Genomic DNA, 20,698 nt, shown 5'->3' with positions numbered 1-20,698 from the left:
GGGGTCGTCTCCTCCGGGATCGCCGGGCTGCGCGGGGGCGCGCCCGGTCTGGTTCGGGTGGGCGTCAGGCGGCGGGGATGCGGAGCGGCGCGCCGAAGAGGGTGGCGGAGATGCGGTCGGCTTCGTCGCGCAGCGCCTCGGCCATGCGGTCGAATTCGGGGCGCGCGATCAGGCCGGCGACGGTGATGCCGGAAAGCCCGTAGCGGGGGCGGCCATGGTGGTCGCGGATCACCGCGGCGGCGATGTCGACGGAGGGGAAGAGCTGCCCGAGATCGACGGCGAGGCCGGAGGACCGGGCGGCCTCCACATCCGCCGCGAAATCGGCGAAGGCCGGCGCGCGGTGCCAGCGCAGGGGGGCGAAGCGGGCCTTGAGCGTCGCGCGGTCAAGGTCGAGGCAGGCCGCATAGGCCCGCCCCACGGCGCCGAGGAAAGAGGGCAGGCGGGAGCCCGGCACGATGTCGACCCGCACCATGTCATGGGCCATGACCCGGTCGGTCGCCACCATCCGCTCGCCGTCCAGAAACCGCCACAGCGTCATCAGCACGCGGTGCTCGTCCGAGAGGCGGGTCAGCGCCGGGCGGATCAGGTCGGCCTGGTTGGCGCCGAGCAGAGGGGCGGAGAACTCCAGCACGCCGAGGCCGAGGCGGTAGGTCTTGGCCTCCGGGTCCACGGTCACCAGCTCCTCCTTCGCGAGCGTGCGCAGGATGTTGAAGGCGGTGGAGGCGTTGATGCCGGTGGCGCGCGCGATGGCGGCGGCGCCCTCCGGCCGGTGCGCGGCGGCGAGGTGGCGCAGGATGCGCAACGCATTCTCCACCGCGCCCACGTATTTGGGAGGGGCGGCGGGCTCAGGCTGTTCTCGGGGGAGAATGGCATTCTGCATGGGGAATGCTTTTAGCGCCTGGGCGGCCCGATGGGAAGGGCGAAACGGGGATGTTATGACGCGGGGCGCGCGCGCGTGCTTGCGCCGCTCGGCGCAAGCACGCCCGGGGGCGGGGCGGCGAGAACGGTCGCAGGCGCGAACCAGGCGGGGAGATGGGACGATGGCGACGGCGGAACGGCCGCAGGACATGCGGATCGAGGCGGAGGGCTGCGGGTTCACCGAAGGGCCGGTGGTGCTGCCGGACGGCGGCGTGGCCTTCGTCGACCTGGTGGACGCTTGCGTGCGGGTGACGCTGGACGGGCGAACCCGGGTGCTGGCCGAGCTGCCGGGCGCGCCGAACGGCATGAGGCTGGGGCCCGACGGGGCGCTGTGGATCGCCAACAACGGCGGTCTGGGACTGAAGGCGAAGGGGGCGCTGCACCTCGCCGACCCGCAGATCCCGGGCTGCATCATGCGCCTCGCGCTCGACGGGAGCTGGGAGACGGTGACGGACCAGCTGCCCGCGCCCGACCGCAATCGGCCCAACGACCTGGTGTTCTCGCCCGAGGGCGAGGTGGTCTTCACCAACCCCCGCAACTGGGAGGCGGTCGGCCGCGACGACGCCGCCTATGCCGGCGGGCAGCTGGTGCTGGCGCGCGCGGACGGGTCGACCGCGCTGCTGGCCGAGCCGGATTTCCCCAACGGGCTCGCCTTCCACCCCGACGGATCGCTGCTGGTCGGGCTGACCACCGGGCATTGCGTGGTGCGCTATGCGTGGAAGGGCGGGGCGGCGCTGGGGGCGCCCGAGATGTTCTGCCAGCTCCACGACATGTTCCATTCCGACGGGATGGTGGTGGCGGGAGAGCGGATCTACGTGGCGGGCTCGGTCTGCAACGAGATCGCGGTGCTGGGGCTCGACGGGGAGTGCCTCAGGCTCATCGATTTCGGGCGCGGCTCGGGGCCGACCAATCTTTGCGCGCGCGGCGACCGGCTGTGGGTCACGCTGGGCAAGGCGGGGCAGGTGGTCTCGATCCCGCTGCCGGTCTGAGGCGCAGGGGCTCGGGGTCAGGCCCGGTCGGCGGGGGGGCGGGCGGAGGTTTCGCCGTCCCCTCCGAAGGCTGCGACGAGGAAATCGATCAACTCGCCGCGCATCCGCTCCGCGTCGGGGTCGAGCGATTCGAAGGCGGCGAGGCCCGCGAGCCGCCGCGGCATCCCCGGCTCGATGGTCGCGAGCAGGGCGTTGGACAGCAGGAAACGGAAGCGCCAGCGCAGGGTCTCGACGCTCAGATGCGGCGCGGCGCGGGCCAGCGCGTTCAGGAAGGTCCCGGTCATGTCGCCGAACTCGTCCCGGATCACCGCCAGCGACCACGGCGTCGGGCGGACCCGGTGGCCGACCAGCAGCTGCGCGAGCAGCACGCCGGTCTCAGGCTCCAGGCAGGGGATGCAGAACACCTCGATCACGTCGCGGAGCGCGGGATCGCGACCCTCGCGCTCGGCCTCCGCCATCAGGGCGCGCAACGACGCGAGCCGCAGTTCGACCGAGCGACGGGCGATGGCGCGCAGCACCTCGTTGGCCAGATCCTCGGAGTCGGCGAAATGCCAGCTGATCTCCGCCCGTTCGAGGCCCGCAAGCTCGGCGATGGCCTCGACCCCGACCTGGCGCAGGCCGTCGCGCATGAAGAGCCGTTCGGCGGCGTTGAGGATGCGCGCGCGCGGCGCGTTCGGGACGGAGCGGGGCGAGAAGCCGTGCGAGGGGGCGGGCTCCGGACCCACGATTCGCATCGGCGCGACGCATCTGGCCGGCGCGGCGGCGTCGCCGGCGCGGGCCGGGGCCCCCGGGCGGGGGTCGTCATGCGATAACGTGCCCATGTCGATATCTTGCGACTCGCGGCAGGGGTTTCGATCTGAAGTTGAGCTTACGTTAAGGCAAGTCATGCCTTGCGTGCAAGTCTCTTGCGCGGGGCCGCCGGACGAGCCCCGCGCGCCGGTTCAGCCGGCGGTGAAGCCGCCGTCGACGGCCAGCGCCACGCCGGTGATGTAGCTCGCCTCGTCCGAGATCAGGAAAAGCGCGGCGGCGGCCACCTCCTCCGGCCGACCGACGCGGCGCATCGGGTTGCCGGCGGCGGTGGCGGCGCGGATCTCCGACTCCGGCCTTTGGGGCAGGTCGGGACGGTTGGCGAACTGCACCATCATCGGGGTCTCGATGGGCCCGGGGCAGACGACGTTGGACCGGATGCCGTCGGCTGCGAGCTTCAGCGCCAGGCCTTTGGCGAAGCCGACCACGCCGTGCTTCATCGCCGAATAGACCGGCGAATAGCGTGAGCCGACCAGTCCGCCGGTGGAGGCGGTGAACAGGAACGCCCCGTTCCCGGCGGCGCGCAGATGCGGGATCGCGGCCTCGGTGGTGGCGATGACCGAGCGCAGGTTGAGGTCGATGGCGAGGTCCAGGAGCTTGGGGTCGATGCCCTCCACCGCGCCCGGGCCGGGATGGCCGAGATGGTTCCACACGAAATCGAGCCGCCCGAAGGCGCGGGCCGCGGCATTGGCGGCGGCGCGCGCGGCGGCGAGGTCGGAGAGGTCGGCGACGATGGTCGCCGCCTCGCCGCCCGCGTCGCGGATCCGGGCGGCCACCGCCTCGGCGGCCTCGGCGTCGTGATCGCAGACCGCGATCCGCGCGCCTTCGGCCGCGAACATCAGCGCGCCCGCGCGCCCCATGCCCGAGGCCGCGGCGGTGATGAGCCCCGCCTTGCCTTTCAAGCGGTCCATTTCCGCTCCCCTCCCGTTTCTTGTCTCTCGTCGCCGCCTTGATGGCGGCCGGGCGGGCGCGGCGACACCCGTCCCGCGGTCGGGGCGGGCCGCGCCCAGGTCAGGCTCGGGCGGTCAGCCCTCGCGCTCCTTCTCGAACACGTCGGCGACCCAGTCGAAACTTTTCCACGGCGCTTCGGGCGGGGTGTGGCCTGGGGCGGGGACGTAGGCGGAGGTTTCGGGCGCGCCCATCCGCGGGATGTAGCGGGGGCAATTGGGAAAGATGTGCTCGGCCACGACCCGCACCACGCGCTTCGCGCCATGGTGGCGGGCGGCGGCCTCCGGGCTCTCGTCGATCTCGGCATGGCCGTTGATCCGCATCCGCCCGGCCGAGCCGTCGAATTTCCCGCCGGCGAAGTCGAGGAAGAGCAGCCCGACGCGGGGCGCACGCACGATGTTGCCGAGACTGCGATACATGCGGTTGCCGTCGTAATCGGGGAATTCGATCGTCGCGGGCCCGGTGATCTTCACGAAGCCGGGCGCGCCGCCCTTGAACGAGCAGTCGACGCTCTCGTCCGACGCGGTGGCGAGGAAGAAGAACCCCGCCGCCTCGATCAGCGCCCGGTCGGCCTCGGTGAAGGCCAGATGCATGCGATGCGTCTCCAGCCGGTCGGCCACGGCGCGGCCCTCGTAGCGGTCCTGAAGCGCCCGCATGTCGTCGTGATAATAGGCCATGGTCTCTCCCCGGGTGGTCGGTCCTGTTCGGCGGCTGGGTCGGGCGGTCGCGGATCGTCGCCATTCGACGCGCGGCGCGGCATGGACGTGCGCGCCGGTCCATGAGAGCCTATATGCGTCGTATTCGCCAGAGCGGGGCGCGCGCGCCCCGGACCGGCGATCATCCGACCTCCGACAAGTTGACCGCCCATGACCCTATCGCGATTCCATTCCCGCCCCGCCGCGTCGCCCGCCGTCTCCATGGCCGGAACCGACGCGCCGGTGCTGAAGCCCGGGACCGAGATCAGGCCCGAGCGGCCGAAGATGTGGAAGGTGATCCTGCTCAACGACGATTTCACGCCGCGGGAGTTCGTCTCGGCGGTGCTGCGCGCGGTGTTCCGGCTGTCGGAGGCGCAGGCCCATCAGGTGATGATCACCGCGCATCGGCGCGGGGTCTGCGTGGTGGCGGTGTTCACCCGCGACGTGGCCGAGACCAAGGCCGATGCGGCGACCGAGGCCGGCAAGGCCGCCGGCTACCCGCTGCGCTTCGTCACCGAACCCGAGGAATAGGCGCCTCGACCGGGCCCGGCCCCGGTCCAGCCGGGGAAGCCCCGCACCCCGCCGGGTCAGTCGAACGGCGGCGGCGTCGACGGGCCCGGGCCGATCTCGGCCACGATCCGGCGCACGATCGGCATGCCCTGCGCCGCCGACATCCCGGCGCGCAGCCGCGGGTCGTAGAGGATGCGCAGCAGATATTCGTCATGCCGGGTCAGCAGCGCGAATTCCTGGTCGTCGTTGTAGATCGACGGCCGCGCCTGAGGGTCGTCGTTCAGCAGCCCCAGGGTCTGGGTCAGCTCCTCATGGATGCAGCTCAGGCGCAGGACGCCGCGCAGTTCGTTCTTGATGACGATGGTGGCCTGGTTCTTCCATCGCCCCTCGACCTTGGAGCGCCCGACCTGGCCGACGCAGGGGAAGAGGTCGTTCCGCGCCCATTCCTCGATCAGGCTGATCCGTCCCTCGCCGCCATTGCGCAGCATCTGCGCGACGAACCGGTCGCGCACCCGCGCGCTCGCGATCAGGATGAAGATGTCGGGGTCGGCCGCGACCTCCCGGAACGCCAGCCCGGTGAGGGCGGTGATCCGGCCGGTCAGCTCCCGATACGCCTGCAGGTCCGCCTCTCGCACCCCGTCGCCGGACATCCGCCAGGTGATCGGGCCGCGCCATTTGACCAGATCGACCTCGGTGGCGCGGGCGACGAGGGTCGCTGCGCTTTCGAATTCCATGTGGAAGGCGATGTTCTCGAAATCGCGGATCAGGTCGTCATTGTCGAAGGGCGCGTCGGGCGGGTCGGCGTCGGTGCGCATCAGGCCGGCGGCCTGGTAGGCCGCGAGGGTGCGGGCGTAATGCGCGTCGATGTCGTGGGGATCATCCCCGGCGCAGCCCGCGAGGAGCGCCGCCGCAGTCAGCGCGGCGACGAGACGGGAGACGAGGCGGAAGCGGGATCGCGCCGTCGCCGCGGGTCGCGCAGCCGGCGTGGGCGCGGAATGCGGTCGGTCGGCGCGCAGTTCGGGCGGGATGGGACATGGGGGCATCGGCGCTCGATTCTGCGTGGGCTCTGAGCGTTGCAGGATACCCAAGCCCCCCGCGGAGCGCCATATTCGCCAGGGCGGCGCCGAGGCGCGGAAGGTCAAGGAGATCGATGATGCGACCGCTGGGCAACGGCAGGGGAGGACGCGCGACCGGGGCGGGGCGCGGGTCCGGACGACGCGCCGCATGGCGGGCGGTTCTGTCGGCGACGCTGGCGGCGACGCTGGCGGCGGGCCTCGCCCCCGGCGCCGGAGCGCAGACGGCGGCGGGCGCCGCCCCGCCCGAGCTGATCCTGCGCCTGCCAGGGGGCGAGGCGATCGTGGGGATCGACGCGCTGGCGGCGCTGGCGCGCGGCCATGACCTGGTGGTGCTGGGCGAGATCCACGACAACCCGCGCCATCAGGCATTGCAGGCCGAGCTGATCCGCCGGCTCGCGCCCGTCGGGCTCGCCTTCGAAATGCTCCAGTCCGCCGACGCCCCGGCGCTGAACCGGATGCGGGCGGCGGGCGAGAAGCTGGAGCCCGCCGCCGGGGCCGGGGGTTGGGCCGCCTATCTTCCCGCGTTGCGCGCGGCGCCCGGCGCGCCGGTGGCGGGGGGCGGGCTGTCGCGCGAGCGCCTGCGCCAGGCCATCGCGACAAGCGCCGCGGCCGCCATCGGCCCGGCGTTGGAGGAGGCGGGCGACCCCGGCCTCGACCCCGCGCTTTTCGCGCTGAAGACCCCGCCCGACGCCGCCGACCAGGCGCAGGTCGAGGCCGAGCTCGCCGAGGCGCATTGCGGCGCGCTGCCCGAAGCGATGCTGCCGGGCATGGCCGAGGCGCAGCGTCTGCGCGACGCGGCCTTCGCCGCCGCGCTTTTGCAGGCGCGCGGGATGGGGATGTCGGCCGCCGCCGGGATCTCCGGCGGCGGGGGCGTCGCGTCGGGCGAGCGCGGCGAACACACCTCGTCCGGGCCCGCCATTCTGGTGGCGGGCGATGGTCATGCGCGCCGGGACCGTGGGGTTCCGGCCTATCTCGGCCGGGCGGCGCCGGGTCTGTCCACCCTGTCGGTGGCGATGGTGGAATGGCCTGAGGGCGTCTCCTCCGATGATGACTGGCGTGCGGCGCTCGCGCCCTGGGCGCCTCCGGGCGGTCCGGCCGAAGCCGCGCCCTACGACGTGGTGGTGATCACCGCGCGCGCCGGGCGCGGCGACCCCTGCGCGGGGTTTTCGAAACCCGCGCAGGAGTAGGGGCCGGAGGGGCGGGCCGGGCCGCGCGCGAGGGCCAACGGGGTGGGAGGCGGGTCTCGCGCAGGGCCCGGGCGCGCCTGAAAAGCGTGGCCCGGTCGTGGGTTGCGTCGTGCTTGGTTATCAGCTGAACAGGAAGTCGCCCTCCCCCAGCTCATGGGCGGAGACGCCGTCCAGGATCACCTTGGACTTGCCGCAGATCACCATGGCGTCGCCTTTGAAGGTGGAGATCCGCAGGTCGCCCATGTCGTCGGCGCCGGCGAATTCGAGATGGTCGAGGCCGACGGCGAAGTCCTTGATCTTGTCCTTGCCGTCGCGGGCCCCGAAGAAGAACACGTCGCGGCCCCTGTTGCCGATCAGCAGATCCGCGCCGCGGCCGCCGATCAGCAGGTCATTGCCGCCGCCGCCGATCAGCTGGTCGCGGCCGCCGTCGCCGTTCAGCGCGTCCGCGCCGCCGCCGCCCTTCAGCTTGTCCTTGCCGCCGCCGCCGTTGAGCTCATCGGCGCCGCCATTGCCGGCCAGCATGTCCTTGCCGGCGCCGCCGAAGAGGAAATCGTCGTCGCCCTGCCCCCAGAGCTTGTCGGCGCCGGCGCCGCCGTCGAGGCGGTCGGCCCCGGCCTGGCCCTTGATCTGGTCGTCGCCCGCGCCGCCATAGGCCACGTCGTCGCCGGCCTCGCCGAAGAGGGCGTCATCGCCGTCGCCGCCGTCCAGCACATCGTCGCCGGCGCCGCCGAAGAGGAAATCGTCCCCGGCGCCGCCGAAAAGCGCGTCGTTCCCGTCCTCGCCATAAAGCATGTCGTTGGCGTCGCCGCCGTCGAGCATGTCGTCGCCGGCCCCGCCGCGCAGGTCGTCGGCGTCGGCCTCGCCCCAGAGCGCGTCCTCGTCGTCGCCCCCCGCAAGGACGTCGGCCCCGGCCCCGCCGCGCAGCACGTCGCGCCCGGCGCCGCCGTCGAGCCGGTCGGCGCCGTCGCCGCCGGAGATGTCGTCGGCGCCGTCGTCGCCCGACACGATGTCGTCGCCGGCGCCGGCGTCGATGGCGTCGGGGGCGTCGCCGCCCTCGATCCGGTCATCGCCCTCGCCGCCGAAGATCGTGTCGGCGCCGGCGCCGCCGAGCAGCCAGTCGTCGCCGGTTCCGCCATCCATCCGGTCATAGCCGTCGCCGCCGTCCATGTAGTCGGCCCCGGCGTCGCCGGTCATCACGTCGTCGCCCCAGCCGCCGAACATGCGGTCGGCGCCGTCGCCGCCCGAGAGCGTGTCGTCATGGCCGCCGCCGTCGAGCGTGTCGGCGCCCGATTCGCCCCACAGCTTGTCGATGTCGTCGCCGCCCCAGAGCCGGTCGTTGCCGGCGCCGCCCCAGATCAGGTCCCGCCCGGCGCCGCCGTCGATCACGTCGGCCCCGTTCTCGCCATAGAGCCGGTCGGTCTCGGACCCGCCGCGGATCGTGTCGTCGCCCTCGCCGCCCCAGATCCGGTCGACCCCGGCGCCGCCGATCAGCAGATCGTGGCCGCCGTCGCCCCAGATGCTGTCATTGCCCCCCGCGCCGTCGATGGTGTCGTCGCCCTCCGCGAAGGAGAAGGACAGGAGGTCATGGCCGTCGGCGTCGGCGCGCGCGGCGAGGATCAGCGCCCGGTCGCCGGAGGCGGCGACCGACAGCGACGAGATCTGGGCGCCGAAGGCCACCCGGGTCTCGCGCACCAGGTCTAGCCGGCCGGACGCCGCGATCTCGTAGATGCGCAGGGTGTCGCCGCCATCGGCGCAGATCAGCAGCTCGCGGCCGTCGAGGGTGACATGCCTGGCCTCGGTCGCGCCCTCGATGGCCGAGAGGCGGGTCAGGGCGCCGGCGCCCGACAGGGCGTAGATCACCAGCGCGTCGGGGGCGGCGGCGAAGACCATGGCCCGGCCGCTGATCGTGGCGGTGTCGACCGAGGTGACGCCGGCGAGGTCGAAGCGGGTCTCGGCGTCGCCGATGCCGCGCATGTCGGTCATGCGCAGGCGAGTGGTGGTGATGTCCCAGACCGAGATCGCGCCCTCGTCGGCCGAAGCGGCGACGGCGAAGCGGCGGGCGCCGACCACGATGTCCTCCATCGCGTCGATGTCCGAGATCGGGGTCTCGGCGTCGTCCTCGATGCGCGCCACGATGGAGAGGCCGGTGGCCGACCAGCGCAGCAGGGTCAGCCCGCCGTCCCAGCCGCCGCCGGTCAGCGCCATCAGCGACCCGCCGGAGACGAAGGCCGCGACCGCGCCCGGATAGATCAGGCCGTCGTCCCAGCCATGGTCGAGATTGTCGAGCAGTTCCGGCGCGCCGGCAGGGTCGAGGCGCGACAGGCTCACGCCGTGACCGGCGGTGACCAGATAAGTCTGCGTCCCCCAGGCGACCGCGTCGAGCGCGGGCGCGCCGGTCAGCAGGTCGTTGACGTCGTAATGCATCGCCGTCTGCGACCAGGCGGCGGTCAGCGTGTCGCCGGCGCCGACGGTCCAGGCGGCGACGCCGCCCGAGCCGGTCTCGGCCCCGGCGGAATAGAAGCGCAGGGCGCCGTTGTGGAGGAGGCCGACGCCGTCGGCCGAGCCCTCGGCCGCTTCGCCGCCGTCGCGGGAGAGGTCGCGAACCACCAGCTGGCCCGAAGACCCGTCATGGCCCATGTCGCCGCGCAGTCTGTCATTGGCCTCGCCCCCGCGAAGGATCTGGCCGCCGTTGCCGCCGGACATAATTCGGGCGATCGCCGCTGTCGCGTCGTTGGTCATGTCGTCCCCACCCCTGGAGAATTGCTGTCGTTCGCGGGGTTTTTGTAGGGGGTGGGGCGTCTACTCCAAGTAAAACTGCGTGGTTATGAAATTATTTCAGCGCAAACGGCGAATTAATTGCCATAGTTCAGGAGGTGTGTAGAGGTTTATTGGATGTTTATTTTCAGAGTTTCGTGGGAGTTGATCGGTTAATAGGGATTTTCCTGTCAGGGTTTCAAGAAGGTGTGTGGGTTAATACGGGGTGGTCAAGGAAGGTTTCGGAAAGACTTCCGACGCATGCAGGCACGCGCCCGCCGGCGGCGCGGGTCGCGTGGGCAGGGGGCGGCGATGGGGACGGCGGCGGCGGATCGGGTGGGCTCAGCCGCCCTTGCGGATCACGAAGCGCCGGCCGCCGCGGGGATCGGGGGCCTCGGACTCGAGCGCATGGCCTTGCTCGGCGCAGAAATGCGGCATGTCGATCACCGCCGCCGGGTCGTCGGAGACGATGGCGAGCCGCGCCCCCGCCGCCAGCCCTGCGATGCGCTTGCGGGCTTTGAGCACCGGCAGCGGGCACAGCAGGCCGCGGGCGTCGATCTCCTCGGCCACGGGGCGCGCGTCGTGGGGGGGGTGGGTCATGGCGGCTCCGGGGGCTCGGGCCTCCACGGCTAGCGCCGGAAGCGGGGCGAGGCAAGGGGCGGGGCAAGGGACGGGGGCAAGGGACGGGGCAAGGACCCGGCGCGGCTTGCGCCCTGGCCGGCCGGCGCCTAGGTTGCGCCGCCAGCCAACGGAGACCGGGATGATCGAGCCCAGCCCCTTCATGGTCGCGCGCCCCGGGCGCGGGACCGCCGCCGCCCTGCGCCGCCCCCGTCACGGTGGCGCGTCGCTGCGGCTGACGGGGGGGGCGCTCGCGGCGCTGATTTTCGCGGCCGTGGCAGGAGGCGCGGGGGCGCAGGAGGACTTGCCGACGGCAGAAGTCCCCGCCGCGGACGCCCTCACCCCCGAAACCCTCACCCCCGAAACCCTCACCCCCGAAGCCCTCACGCTCGAAACCCCGCGCGACTTGCGCCCGCCGGCAGCCGCCTATGCCGTGGTCGACGCCCGCGCCATCGAGGCGCCGCTGGCCGGCGCGATAGGCGATGCGGCGCGGGGCGAGGCGATTTTCCTGTCGGACCTCACCGGCGGCTGCGTCAGCTGTCATGCCGCGCCGGGCGCCCCACGCCGCAACGTGGCGCCCCGGATCCTGCGCGACCGCCTGCCGCCGATGCCGCTGGTCGACGAGCCCTCGGCCGAGAAGCCGGAGGCCGCCGAGGAGGGTTCAGGCGACGCGGGCTCGGGCGATGCGGGCGCGCGGGAGGCCGCCGCCGAGGATGCGGCGGCGGCGGCGGAGGGGCGGTCGACCTCGACCTCGCGCCTCGCGCCCCGCCGCGGCGTCTCGCCGCCCGAACGTCCGGTCCGCGACCCGGCCCTGCAGGACGCGTCGGGCTCCGGAGACGGCGATTTCGACCTGGCCGCCGAAGATGCGGAGCTCGATTCCGGCGCGGCGGACGCCGAGGCGGTCTCCCCCGGCGGCCAGGGACGTCGCGGGGGCGAGCGCGATGCGCCGCCGCTGCTGCCGCTGCCGATCGGACCCGACCTTTCGGGCGTCGCGGCGCGGCTGAGCGTTGGCGAACTGCGCCTCGCGGTGGTCAACCCCCAGATCGGGCGCCCGGGCTCGCGGATGCCGGCCTATCACCATGTCTCGCTGGCGCTCGCCGACCGGGCGCCTGGGCTGCGCCAGCCGTGGCTGTCGGCGCAGGAGCTGGAGGACGTGGTCGCCTATCTCGCGACGTTGAACATGCCGGCCCATCCCGAAGCGGAACCGGCCCCTGAAGCCGGCCCAGACGCCGGTTCCAAGCCTGCGCCCGACACGGCGAAGTGAGCCCGCGCGTCGGCCCGGGAGGGTGACGGGCAGGCCCGCTTGCGCCACAAGGAGGCCGAGACGCGCCTGGCTCCATCCTGGGACCCGCTCTTCGTGCGCGCCCCTGACCGCAGCCCCCAGGCGCGCGCTCGCGCCGAACCTCAGCCCCAAGGCGCGCGCTCGCGCCGGACCGCAGCCCCAAGGCGCGCGCTCGCGCCGAAACCTCAAGATCGCCGCCATTCCGCGGCGCAGGGAGCCCGCATGACGGATATCGGCCTCGTCACCGCATTTTTCGGCGGCCTGCTCAGCTTTCTCTCGCCCTGCGTGCTGCCGCTGGCGCCGCCCTATCTCGCCTTCATGGCCGGCGCCTCGCTCGAGCAGTTGTCGGACCGCGAGGTCGTCGACCGGCGGGTGGCGCGAAAGGTGTTCATCTCGTCGCTGTTCTTCGTGGCGGGGCTGGCGACGGTCTTCGTGGCGCTGGGGGCGACGGCGAGCCTGATCGGGCAGACGCTCAACGCCTGGCGCTATGAGTTCGGGATCGCGGCCGGCTTCGTGATCTACCTGCTGGGCCAGCATTTCATCGGGTTCCGGCGGGCCCCGCAGACGGTGGCGGCGCTGCTGGCGCTGATGGCGGTGGGCGCGCTCGCCATGGGCTCGGACCTTGTCGCGCAGATCTCGGACCATTGGCCGGTGCTGGCGGCGCTCTGCGCGCTGGCCGCTGTCCTGCGGCTTTCGGGGCATGAGGCGCTGCCGTTCCTGATGCGCGAAAAACGCTTCGACGCGGGCGGGGCGGCGGGGAGTTTCGCCGGCGCCTATGTGATCGGCCTCGCCTTCGCCTTCGGCTGGACGCCGTGCATCGGGCCGGTGCTGAGCTCGATCCTGTTCCTCGCCGCCCAGAAGGACTCGGTGGGCGAGGGGGTGGTGATGCTGGCGATCTACGCGCTGGGGCTCGGCCTGCCGTTCATCGTGGCGGCGGCCTTCGTGCAGCCGTTCCTGCGCTGGATGGCGGGGTTCCGGCGGCATCTGGGCCGGGTCGAGATGGCGATGGGCGGTCTTCTGGTCATCGTCGGCGCGATGATGATGACCGGCACCTTCGAGACCCTGGCCTTCTGGCTGCTGGAGACGTTCCCGGGCCTCGCCACGGTGGGGTGAAGGCGGGGGAGGTGAAGGGGGGGGTGAAGGCGGACGGGCGCTTCGGCGGCGGCGTGGGCGCGGCGGGTTTGCACCCGCCCTACGCGGGTCGGGGCGTTTTGGCGGGGGGCGTCGGGGGCGGCGACCCCGCCGACAGGCCAGCGCGGTCCGCACCGTTTCGTCCGCCGGTTGCCGTCGCGCGCGTTTGGTGGGGCCGCCATGGCGGGTTCGCACCCGCCCTACGGGGCGGGATGGCGCCCCCCGGCGCCGTCAGGCCAGCGCCGCGCGCACCGCCTCGTCGACCGCTTTCAGCGCGGCGGGAACGCCCGCGCCGTCGGGGCCGCCGGTCTGGGCCATGTTGGGCCGGCCGCCGCCGCCCTTGGCGCCGAGCGCGGGGGCCGCGGCGCGGACCAGGGCCACGGCGTCGAGGCGATCCGTGAACGCCTCCGACACGCCGATGACGATCGAGCCCTTGCCGTCCGACTGCGCGGCGAGCGCCGCCACGCCGGGGGCGCGGGTCAGCAGCTCGTCGACCGCGGCCTTCATCTCCTTCGGGTTCAGGCCCTCGACTTCGCGCAGCGTCAGGGAGACGTCGCCGATCTTCTCGGACGCGGCCTCGCCGCCGCCTGTCGCGAGCTTGCGCTTCACGTCGCCGAGCTCACGCTCCAGCGTCCGACGCTCGGCGATCAGCGCCTCCAGCCGGCCGGCGAGGTCGGCGGGCGTGGCGCTGAGCAGCGCGCCGGCCTCGGCCAGGATCGCGGTCTGGCGGGAGACATGGGCCTCGGCCGCCTCGTGGCAGACGGCTTCGATGCGGCGGACGCCGGCGGCGGCGCCTTCCTCGCGCAGGATCTTGAAGAAGCCGATCTGGCCGGTGTTCTTCACATGGGTGCCGCCGCAGAGCTCCACCGACCAGGCGTTGTTCGCGCCTTCGTCGATGCCGCCCATGGCGACGACGCGGACCTCGTCGCCGTATTTCTCGCCGAAGAGCGCGCGGGCGCCGGTGGTGCGGGCCTCGTCGATGCTCATGACGCGGGTTTCGACCGGCGAGCAGGCGCGGATGCGGGCGTTGACCTCGGCCTCGGCATCCGCCAGCGCCGCCGGGCTGATCGGGCCGTCATGGGAGACGTCGAAGCGCAGGCGGTCGGGGGCGACGAGCGACCCCTTCTGGGCGATCTGGTCGCCGACACGGCGGCGCAGCGCCTCATGAAGCAGATGGGTGGCGGAATGGTGGGCGCAGAGCGCGTCGCGGCGGTCGCGGGAGACGGCGAGGGTCGCGGCCTCGTTCAGGCTGACGACATGCGCGTCCTCGCCGAGGATCCGGGCGGTGTGGACATGGACGCCGTCGGCCCGCTTCTGGGTGTCGAGGATCTCGAGCCGCACGCCCCTGTCGGTGACCGCCTCGCCGCGGTCGCCGGTCTGGCCGCCCTGTTCGGCGTAGAACGGGGTCTGGTTGAACACCACTTCGAACGGATCGGGGCCGGAGACATGGGGGACCTCGGCGCCGTCGCGGACCAGGGCGGTCACGCGGGCGGCGGCGCGGATGTCGGCGTAGCCGAGGAATTCGGTGGTCCCGACCCGGTCGCGGATGTCGTACCAGATTTTCGCGTTGCCGGCGTCGCCGGTGCCCGACCAGGCGGCGCGGGCCTTGGCCTTCTGCGCGTCCATGGCGGCGTCGTAGCCGGGCTGGTCCACTTCGCGCCCCACGCCGCGCAGGATGTCGGCGGTGAGGTCCACGGGGAACCCGAAGGTGTCGTAGAGCTTGAAGGCGGTGTCGCCGGGCAGGGGGGCGCCCTCCGCCAGGCCCTCGATCTCCGCATCCAGCAGCTTGAGGCCGCGGTCGAGGGTGGTCTTGAAGCGCTCCTCCTCCGCCCGCAGCGTCTCCTTGATCAGGGACTGCGCGTCGCGAAGCTCGGTGTAGTGGCCGCCCATCAGGTCGATCAGCGCCGGGGCGAGCCGATGCATCAGCGGGTCCTTCGCGCCCAGCAGGTGGGCGTGGCGCATGCCGCGGCGCATGATGCGGCGAAGCACGTAGCCGCGGCCCTCGTTCGAGGGCAGCACGCCCTCGGCGATCAGGAAGGACGCGCAGCGCAGGTGGTCGGCGATCACCCGGTGCGAGGTCGCCATGTCGCCGCCCGGCGCGTGACCGGTCAGCTCGGCGGAGGCCTGGATGATCGGCTGGAAGAGATCGGTGTCGTAGTTGTTGTGCTTGCCCTGAAGGATCGTCGTCACCCGCTCCAGCCCCATCCCGGTGTCGATGGAGGGTTTGGGCAGCGGCGTCGAGGAGCCATCCGCATGGGTCTCGAACTGCATGAACACGAGGTTCCAGAATTCGATGAAGCGGTCGCCGTCCTCGTCGGGGGAGCCCGGGGGGCCGCCGGCGACGGCGGGGCCGTGGTCGTAGAAGAGCTCGGAGCACGGGCCGTTGGGGCCGGTGTCGCCCATCCGCCACCAGTTGTCGTCGGAATTGATGCGGATGATCCGCTCGTCCGGCAGGCCGGCGATCTTGCGCCACAGCGCGGCGGCGTCCTCGTCGGTGGCGTGGACGGTGACGAGGATCTTCTCGGCGGCGAGGCCGAAGACCTGGGTCGAGACGGTCCAGGCCTGCTCGATCGCCTGCTCCTTGAAGTAATCCCCGAAGGAGAAATTGCCGAGCATCTCGAAGAAGGTGTGATGGCGCGCGGTGTAGCCGACGTTGTCGAGGTCGTTATGCTTGCCGCCGGCGCGCACCGACTTCTGGGAGGTGGTGGCGCGGGCATAGGGCCGCGTCTCCAGCCCGGTGAACACGTCCTTGAACTGGACCATGCCCGAGTTGGTGAACATCAGGGTCGGATCGTTGCGCGGCACGATGGGCGAGGAGGGCACGACCTGGTGGCCGCGGCTCTCGAAGAAGCCCAGGAAGTCGGACCGGATCTGGTTGCCGGAAATCATGCGTCGCGCGCCCCGTTTCTGTCGTCCATATGGTCGTTTCGCGGCCCATTTCGGGTGCGCCGAGAGGTTTAGGGCGCGGGGCGGGGCGGGGCAAGGGGCGTGATCGGGTGGACGTCGTCCGGGCCTCGCGGTCGGGCTGGCGCCCGCCCCGCCCCGCATCGTCCAGCATCGTCCCTCCCGCCATCCCCCCGGGGCCGGTTTCGAGAGCGTCCCGGTTGCGCTACGAGACGGCGCGACCCGGCACTCCCGGCCCCCCGCCGCGCGGGCGGGACGCGGCCACGGGCGGGCCGGTCGTCGCGCGGCTCCCGCCCAGGGCCTCGCGCGCCGGGCTCGGCTCAGCTGCAGGCGGCGATGTGGCGCTGGTAGTCGGTCGCCTTGCGATGCACCTCGCTCGCCACCCGCGTCAGCCAGGCCTTGGAACGCCAGGAGCCGCGCCGCCAGCCGGTATGGCCCTCGTGATAGGCGAGATACTGGTTGTAGGCGTCGTCCATGGAGATGCCGATGTCGCGCGATTTGGACATGTACCAGCCGACGAAATCGGCGGAATCGTCGAAGTCCTCGCGGTCGGCGCCCGAATTGCCGGTCTCGCGCTTGTACCAGGCCCAGGTCCCGTCCAGCGCCTGGCTGAAGCCGTAGGCCGAGCTGATATGGCCGGTGGGGAAGATCCCGAGGAAATAGGTCTTGCGCGGCCGCACGTCCGGCCGGAAGGAGCTTTCCTTCCAGATGATCGCCATCTGCACATTGGCCGGCGCGCCCCATTTCCGCTCGGCGCGGTGCACGGCGCGTTCCCAATGGGGCCGTGCGTCGAAGATCGCGCAGGCGTTCTCGACGTTCGGAGGCTGCGAGTTGTTCGCGCAGCCAGCCACGATCCCCAGCATGACCAGGGCCGCGAGCGGTGAAGCCTTCATGGGCCTGCCTGCTTTGTTGTTCGTTTATCTGCTCGTTGTTTGGGCCAGCATAGCGCATCGCGCCGCGCGCGCGAACCCCTGCGGGCGCGGTTTTCGCCCTGCGGGTGCGGTTTCGGCGAGGCCTCGCCCCGGATCGGGCCGGGGCCGGGGCGACGTCGGGCTCAGCCGGCCCGGTCCGCGGCCAGCCGCTCGGCGAAGGCGGCGAGGCGGTCGAGCGCGTCGGCGAGCGCCGGCTCGGCCACGGTCAGCGCCACCCGGACATGGCCCGCGGCGGCGGTCCCGAAGCTTTCGCCCGGCATCACCGCGATGCGCTCGGCGGCCAGCAGCCGCTCGGCGAATTCGACCCCGCTCAGCCCCGTCGCGCGGATGTCGGGCATCACATACATCCCCCCCTGCGGCGGCGACAGGCGCAGGTTGGGGCGTTGCGAAAGCGCGGCGCGGGCGAGGTCGCGGCGCGCGCGGAAGGCGTCGCGCAGGTGGTCCTCGATGGCGTCGCCCTCGCGCAGCGCCCATTCTCCGGCGTCCTGGATGAAGCGGGGCAGCCCGTAATTGGCGTTGAGCGCGAGGTCGCCGATCAGCGCGATCAGTTCGGCCGGCCCCAGCGCCCAGCCGATGCGCGACCCGGTCATGGCGTGGGATTTCGAAAGCGATCCGATGACCACCGTCCGCTCGGCCATCCCGGGCAGGGCGCGGGGCGAGCGGTGCGGCTCGTCCCAGGCCATGCCGTCATAGACCTCGTCGGAGATCAGCCAGAGGTCGTGCCTGAGGGCCAGCGCGGCGAGACCCTCGATGGAGGCCTGCGAATAGACCGCGCCGGTGGGGTTGTTGGGGCTGTTGACCAGCAGGACCTTGGCGCCGGCGCAGGCGACGTCGAGGGCTTCGAGATCGGGCTGGAACCCGTCCTCGGCCCGGGCCTTGACCATGCGGGGGACGCCGCCGGCGGCGCGGATGGTGCCGGGATAGGTGGTGTAGAACGGGTCGATGGCGACCACCGCGTCGCCCGGATCGAGGCAGGCGCAGAGCGTCTGGAACAGCGCCGCCTGACCGCCGGCGGCGACGATCACCTGTTCGGGCAGGGCGGGGGCGCCGGTGCGCAGGGACGCGCGCGCCGCGATCGCCTCGCGCAGGGGGAGCGAGCCGTTGACCGGCGCGTAGCCGGTGCGCCCGGCGCGGGCGGAGGCGTCCATGGCGTCGAGGATCGCGGCCGGCGTCGGGGCCTCGTGCTCGCCGACGGTGAGCATGGCGACCGCCTCGCCCTTCGCCTGCAGGGCGCGGGCGGCGTAGACGATCTCCCACCCCGAGGCGCCGCCCTCGAGGATGGAGCGGATGCGGCGGGACGGGTGCATGGGCGGGCTCCGGATGGGGATGGGGGACGCGCGGCGATGCATGGCGCGAGGGGCCCGGCCGGTCAAGGGGAGGGCGCGGAGCGGGCGCCGCGTCAACGTCGCGCGCGCAGGGGCGCGGCGCAAGGCTCGCCCCCCTTGCGGCGCGGCGCGCTTTGCGGCCCCATGGCGCGTGACCCTGACGCGCCCTCGTCCGTTCGCCCGACGCGCCTGCCGCGGGGCCGGACCCGACGGGCCCATATCCGGAGCCGCGATGCCTCACGATCATCCCCACGGACATGCCCACCCGCATCCGCATGCCGATGGTCCGGGACGCGACCACGCCCACGGACCCACGCCTCCCCACGCCGACGGACGCGGCCACGTCCCAGACCCCGACCACGTCCCAGACCATGACCAGGCGGAACCGCTCGCGGCCGCCGGCGCAGCCCCGGTCCGCGCGCTCGCCCTTGTGCCGCTGGGCGACGGGCCCGCGCCCGCCGACCGGCTGACGCTGCCCTATGACGCCCGCTGGCGGCGCCGCGGCCGGCTGGTGACCGAGGGCGGCGAGGCCATCCTGCTCGACCTTCCCCGCGCCGAGGAGCTGGCCGAGGACCGCGCGCTCGCGCTCGAGGACGGGCGGCGCGTCGCGCTCGTCGCCGCGCCCGAGCCGGTCGCCGAGGTGTCCGCGCAGCCCGGCGCGGGGCCCGACGCGCTCGCCCGCCTCGCCTGGCATGTGGGCAACCGCCACACGCCGGCCGAGATCGTGGGCGGGCGCCTGCGCATCCTGCGCGACCATGTGCTGGAGGACATGCTGACCCGGCTCGGCGCCGAGATCCGCCACGCCGAGGCCGCGTTCCGGCCCGAGGGCGGGGCCTACGGGCTTGGCCGCACCCATGGCCACAGTCATTCCCGCGACCCCCATCACGACCCCGACGCGCATCTGCGCGACGGCCCCGATCCTGGCCCCGATTCCCAGCCTGGCCCCGACTCCCTCCCCAAGCCGCCGGAGCCCGCCCCGTGAGACTTCACCTGTTCAACCCCGACGCGAAACGCACCGACGCCGAGGCCCGCCGGATCTGGGCCGCCTACGAGATCGTCTACACCTTCGTCGATTTCGTCGCGGCGATCTGCTTCGTGACCGGCTCGGTCATGTTCTTCTTCGAGGCCTGGATGATCCCCGGCACCTGGCTGTTCCTGGTCGGCTCGACGCTTTTCGCGGCCAAGCCCAGCCTGCGGCTGGCGCGCGAGATCCAGCTGTGGCGGCGCGGCGGGACCGAGACGCTGGCCGAACGGATGCGCGGCAAGTGACCGCCGCGCCTTCGCCATCCCGCGCCCCCGCGCCCGACTGGCTGCAGATCCTCACGCAATGGCTGTCGCCGGCCTACCCGCTGGGCGCCTTCGCCTATTCGCACGGGCTGGAGCAGGCGGTGGAGGCGGGCGACGTGCGCGACGCGGCCGGTTTTCGCGACTGGCTCGCGGCGCTGATCGCCCATGGGGCGGGGCGGACCGACGCGATGCTGCTCGCCGCCGCCTGGCGCGCGCCCGACGATGAGGGGCCGGCCGAGCTCGCCCGCGCCCTGACCGCCTCGGCCGAGCGGCGGCTGGAGACCACGGCCCAGGGCGCGGCCTTCGCGCGGACCACCGGCGCGGTGCGCGGGCATTCCGCGGCCCCCGCCCCCCTGCCGGTGGCGCTGGGCCGGGCGGCGGCGCGGGAGGGGATGCCGCTCGACATCGTGGCGGTGATGTTCCTGCATGCCTTCGCGGCCACCCTGACCTCGGCCGCGCAGCGGCTGGTGCCGCTCGGCCAGACCGAGGCGCAGGCGGCGCTGGCCTCGCTCGCGCCGCTCTGCGCGTCGGTGGCGGCGGAGGCGATCGCGGCCGATCCGGGCGACCTCGGCGGCGCTTGCCTGCGGGGCGACCTCTCTTCCATGCTCCACGAAACCCAACGCACGAGGCTGTTCCGATCGTGACCCAGACCCCCGAAGCCCAGATCCCTGACGTTCAGAAGAAATCGCCCCATGGTCCGCTGCGCGTCGGCATCGGCGGGCCGGTCGGGGCCGGCAAGACCACGCTGACCGCGGCGCTCTGCCGGGCGCTGGGCGGGCGGCTGTCGATGGCGGTGGTGACCAACGACATCTACACGTCGGAGGACGCCGAGTTCCTGATGCGCGTCCAGGCGCTGCCGCTCGACCGGATCCGGGGCGTGGAGACGGGGGGCTGCCCGCATACCGCGATCCGCGAGGACGCCTCGATCAACCTCGCGGCCATCGCCGAACTGGTGGCGGTCCATCCGGATCTGGACCTGGTGGTGATCGAGAGCGGCGGGGACAATCTGGCGGCGACGTTCAGTCCGGAGCTGGCGGACCTGACCTTGTATGTGATCGACACGGCGGCGGGGGAGGAGATCCCGAGGAAGGGGGGGCCGGGGATCACGCGGTCCGACCTGCTGGTGATCAACAAGACCGACCTCGCGCCCTATGTGGGGGTGTCGCTGGAGGTGATGGAGCGCGACGCCGGGCGGATGCGCCGGGGCGCGCCTTTCGTGATGGCCGATCTGCGCCACGGCAAGGGGATCGACGAGATCGCGGCCTTCGTGGTGCGCGAGGGCGGGTTGCGGTTGGCGCCTCTGGCGGCGGCGTAGGGGCCGCCCTGGGGGTTGGC

At 72.9% G+C, this 20,698-nt stretch carries 19 protein-coding genes; 9 read left to right on the top strand and 10 right to left on the bottom strand.

Features of this window, described 5'->3' with window-relative positions; all coding sequences use genetic code 11:
• Window positions 1-64 precede the first annotated feature (64 nt).
• Window positions 65-880, bottom strand: coding sequence for an IclR family transcriptional regulator (locus tag ACTB72_RS09550; protein ID WP_463036760.1), 816 nt, complete (start codon window positions 878-880; stop codon window positions 65-67).
• A 160-nt stretch (window positions 881-1,040) separates the two neighbouring features.
• Here ACTB72_RS09550 and ACTB72_RS09545 point away from each other — a divergent pair, with 160 nt between their 5' ends.
• Window positions 1,041-1,907 carry an SMP-30/gluconolactonase/LRE family protein gene (locus ACTB72_RS09545; protein ID WP_463036759.1) on the top strand — a complete coding sequence of 289 codons (867 nt, stop codon included), beginning with the start codon at window positions 1,041-1,043 and terminating at the stop codon, window positions 1,905-1,907.
• Between the two features lie 17 nt (window positions 1,908-1,924).
• Here the strand turns inward: ACTB72_RS09545 and ACTB72_RS09540 are convergent, their stop codons facing one another.
• The 3 genes from ACTB72_RS09540 to ACTB72_RS09530 form a co-directional block, all read right to left on the bottom strand.
• The gene (locus tag ACTB72_RS09540) at window positions 1,925-2,728 is read right to left on the bottom strand and encodes a TetR/AcrR family transcriptional regulator (protein WP_463036758.1); all 804 of its coding nucleotides are present in this window, start codon (window positions 2,726-2,728) and stop codon (window positions 1,925-1,927) included.
• Between the two features lie 120 nt (window positions 2,729-2,848).
• Window positions 2,849-3,625, bottom strand: coding sequence for an SDR family NAD(P)-dependent oxidoreductase (locus tag ACTB72_RS09535; protein ID WP_463036757.1), 777 nt, complete (start codon window positions 3,623-3,625; stop codon window positions 2,849-2,851).
• A 114-nt stretch (window positions 3,626-3,739) separates the two neighbouring features.
• Window positions 3,740-4,339, bottom strand: a complete 600-nt coding sequence (locus ACTB72_RS09530; RefSeq protein WP_463036756.1) for a pyridoxamine 5'-phosphate oxidase family protein — start codon at window positions 4,337-4,339, stop codon at window positions 3,740-3,742.
• A 189-nt stretch (window positions 4,340-4,528) separates the two neighbouring features.
• Between ACTB72_RS09530 and clpS the strand changes: the two genes are divergently transcribed.
• Window positions 4,529-4,888, top strand: coding sequence for an ATP-dependent Clp protease adapter ClpS (gene clpS, locus ACTB72_RS09525; protein WP_463036755.1), 360 nt, complete (start codon window positions 4,529-4,531; stop codon window positions 4,886-4,888).
• A 56-nt stretch (window positions 4,889-4,944) separates the two neighbouring features.
• Here clpS and ACTB72_RS09520 read toward each other — a convergent pair whose 3' ends face one another.
• Entirely contained in the window at window positions 4,945-5,910 is a 966-nt protein-coding gene (locus ACTB72_RS09520) for a DUF2927 domain-containing protein (RefSeq protein ID WP_463036754.1), read from the bottom strand.
• 107 nt (window positions 5,911-6,017) lie between these two features.
• Here ACTB72_RS09520 and ACTB72_RS09515 point away from each other — a divergent pair, with 107 nt between their 5' ends.
• Entirely contained in the window at window positions 6,018-7,130 is a 1,113-nt protein-coding gene (locus tag ACTB72_RS09515) for a ChaN family lipoprotein (protein ID WP_463036753.1), read from the top strand.
• Between the two features lie 120 nt (window positions 7,131-7,250).
• On the opposite strand, the gene ACTB72_RS09510 is transcribed toward ACTB72_RS09515, so the two are convergent.
• Window positions 7,251-9,869 (bottom strand): calcium-binding protein, encoded by a 2,619-nt coding sequence (locus ACTB72_RS09510; protein WP_463036752.1) that lies wholly within the window; start codon window positions 9,867-9,869, stop codon window positions 7,251-7,253.
• 357 nt (window positions 9,870-10,226) lie between these two features.
• Window positions 10,227-10,484, bottom strand: coding sequence for a sulfurtransferase TusA family protein (locus tag ACTB72_RS09505; protein ID WP_463036751.1), 258 nt, complete (start codon window positions 10,482-10,484; stop codon window positions 10,227-10,229).
• Window positions 10,485-10,644: 160 nt separating this feature from the next.
• On the opposite strand from ACTB72_RS09505, the gene ACTB72_RS09500 reads away from it, so the two are divergent.
• Together ACTB72_RS09500 and ACTB72_RS09495 are read left to right on the top strand one after the other, a co-directional pair.
• Window positions 10,645-11,766: a cytochrome c family protein gene (locus tag ACTB72_RS09500; protein WP_463036750.1), complete on the top strand. Its 1,122-nt coding sequence runs from the start codon at window positions 10,645-10,647 to the stop codon at window positions 11,764-11,766.
• A gap of 240 nt (window positions 11,767-12,006) precedes the next feature.
• A complete protein-coding gene (locus ACTB72_RS09495; RefSeq protein WP_463036749.1) occupies window positions 12,007-12,897 on the top strand; it encodes a cytochrome c biogenesis CcdA family protein in 891 nt (296 codons plus the stop codon).
• Window positions 12,898-13,146: 249 nt separating this feature from the next.
• On the opposite strand, the gene alaS is transcribed toward ACTB72_RS09495, so the two are convergent.
• The 3 genes from alaS to ACTB72_RS09480 all read right to left on the bottom strand — a co-directional run bounded on the left by alaS (window position 13,147) and on the right by ACTB72_RS09480 (window position 18,058).
• Entirely contained in the window at window positions 13,147-15,804 is a 2,658-nt protein-coding gene (gene alaS / locus ACTB72_RS09490) for an alanine--tRNA ligase (protein WP_463036748.1), read from the bottom strand.
• Window positions 15,805-16,139: 335 nt separating this feature from the next.
• Entirely contained in the window at window positions 16,140-16,712 is a 573-nt protein-coding gene (locus ACTB72_RS09485) for a transglycosylase SLT domain-containing protein (protein ID WP_463036747.1), read from the bottom strand.
• 161 nt (window positions 16,713-16,873) lie between these two features.
• The gene (locus ACTB72_RS09480; RefSeq protein WP_463036746.1) at window positions 16,874-18,058 is read right to left on the bottom strand and encodes a pyridoxal phosphate-dependent aminotransferase; all 1,185 of its coding nucleotides are present in this window, start codon (window positions 18,056-18,058) and stop codon (window positions 16,874-16,876) included.
• 250 nt (window positions 18,059-18,308) lie between these two features.
• On the opposite strand from ACTB72_RS09480, the gene ACTB72_RS09475 reads away from it, so the two are divergent.
• From ACTB72_RS09475 to ureG, 4 genes are read left to right on the top strand one after another with little or no spacing between them, the layout of a single operon-like run.
• The gene (locus ACTB72_RS09475) at window positions 18,309-19,058 is read left to right on the top strand and encodes an urease accessory protein UreE (protein WP_463036745.1); all 750 of its coding nucleotides are present in this window, start codon (window positions 18,309-18,311) and stop codon (window positions 19,056-19,058) included.
• Complete coding sequence (locus tag ACTB72_RS09470; RefSeq protein WP_463036744.1) at window positions 19,055-19,345, top strand: YrhK family protein; 291 nt, start codon at window positions 19,055-19,057, stop codon at window positions 19,343-19,345. The genes ACTB72_RS09475 and ACTB72_RS09470 overlap by 4 nt, the downstream gene beginning before the upstream one ends.
• Window positions 19,342-20,007, top strand: coding sequence for an urease accessory protein UreF (locus ACTB72_RS09465; RefSeq protein ID WP_463036743.1), 666 nt, complete (start codon window positions 19,342-19,344; stop codon window positions 20,005-20,007). The genes ACTB72_RS09470 and ACTB72_RS09465 overlap by 4 nt, the downstream gene beginning before the upstream one ends.
• The gene (gene ureG / locus ACTB72_RS09460; protein ID WP_463036742.1) at window positions 20,004-20,678 is read left to right on the top strand and encodes an urease accessory protein UreG; all 675 of its coding nucleotides are present in this window, start codon (window positions 20,004-20,006) and stop codon (window positions 20,676-20,678) included. Before ACTB72_RS09465 ends, ureG begins: the two co-directional genes overlap by 4 nt.
• Window positions 20,679-20,698 lie beyond the last annotated feature (20 nt).

The organism is Albimonas sp. (assembly GCF_055129145.1).
Note: the sequence above shows the minus strand (reverse complement) of the source record. Positions and strands in the feature narration are given on the sequence as shown.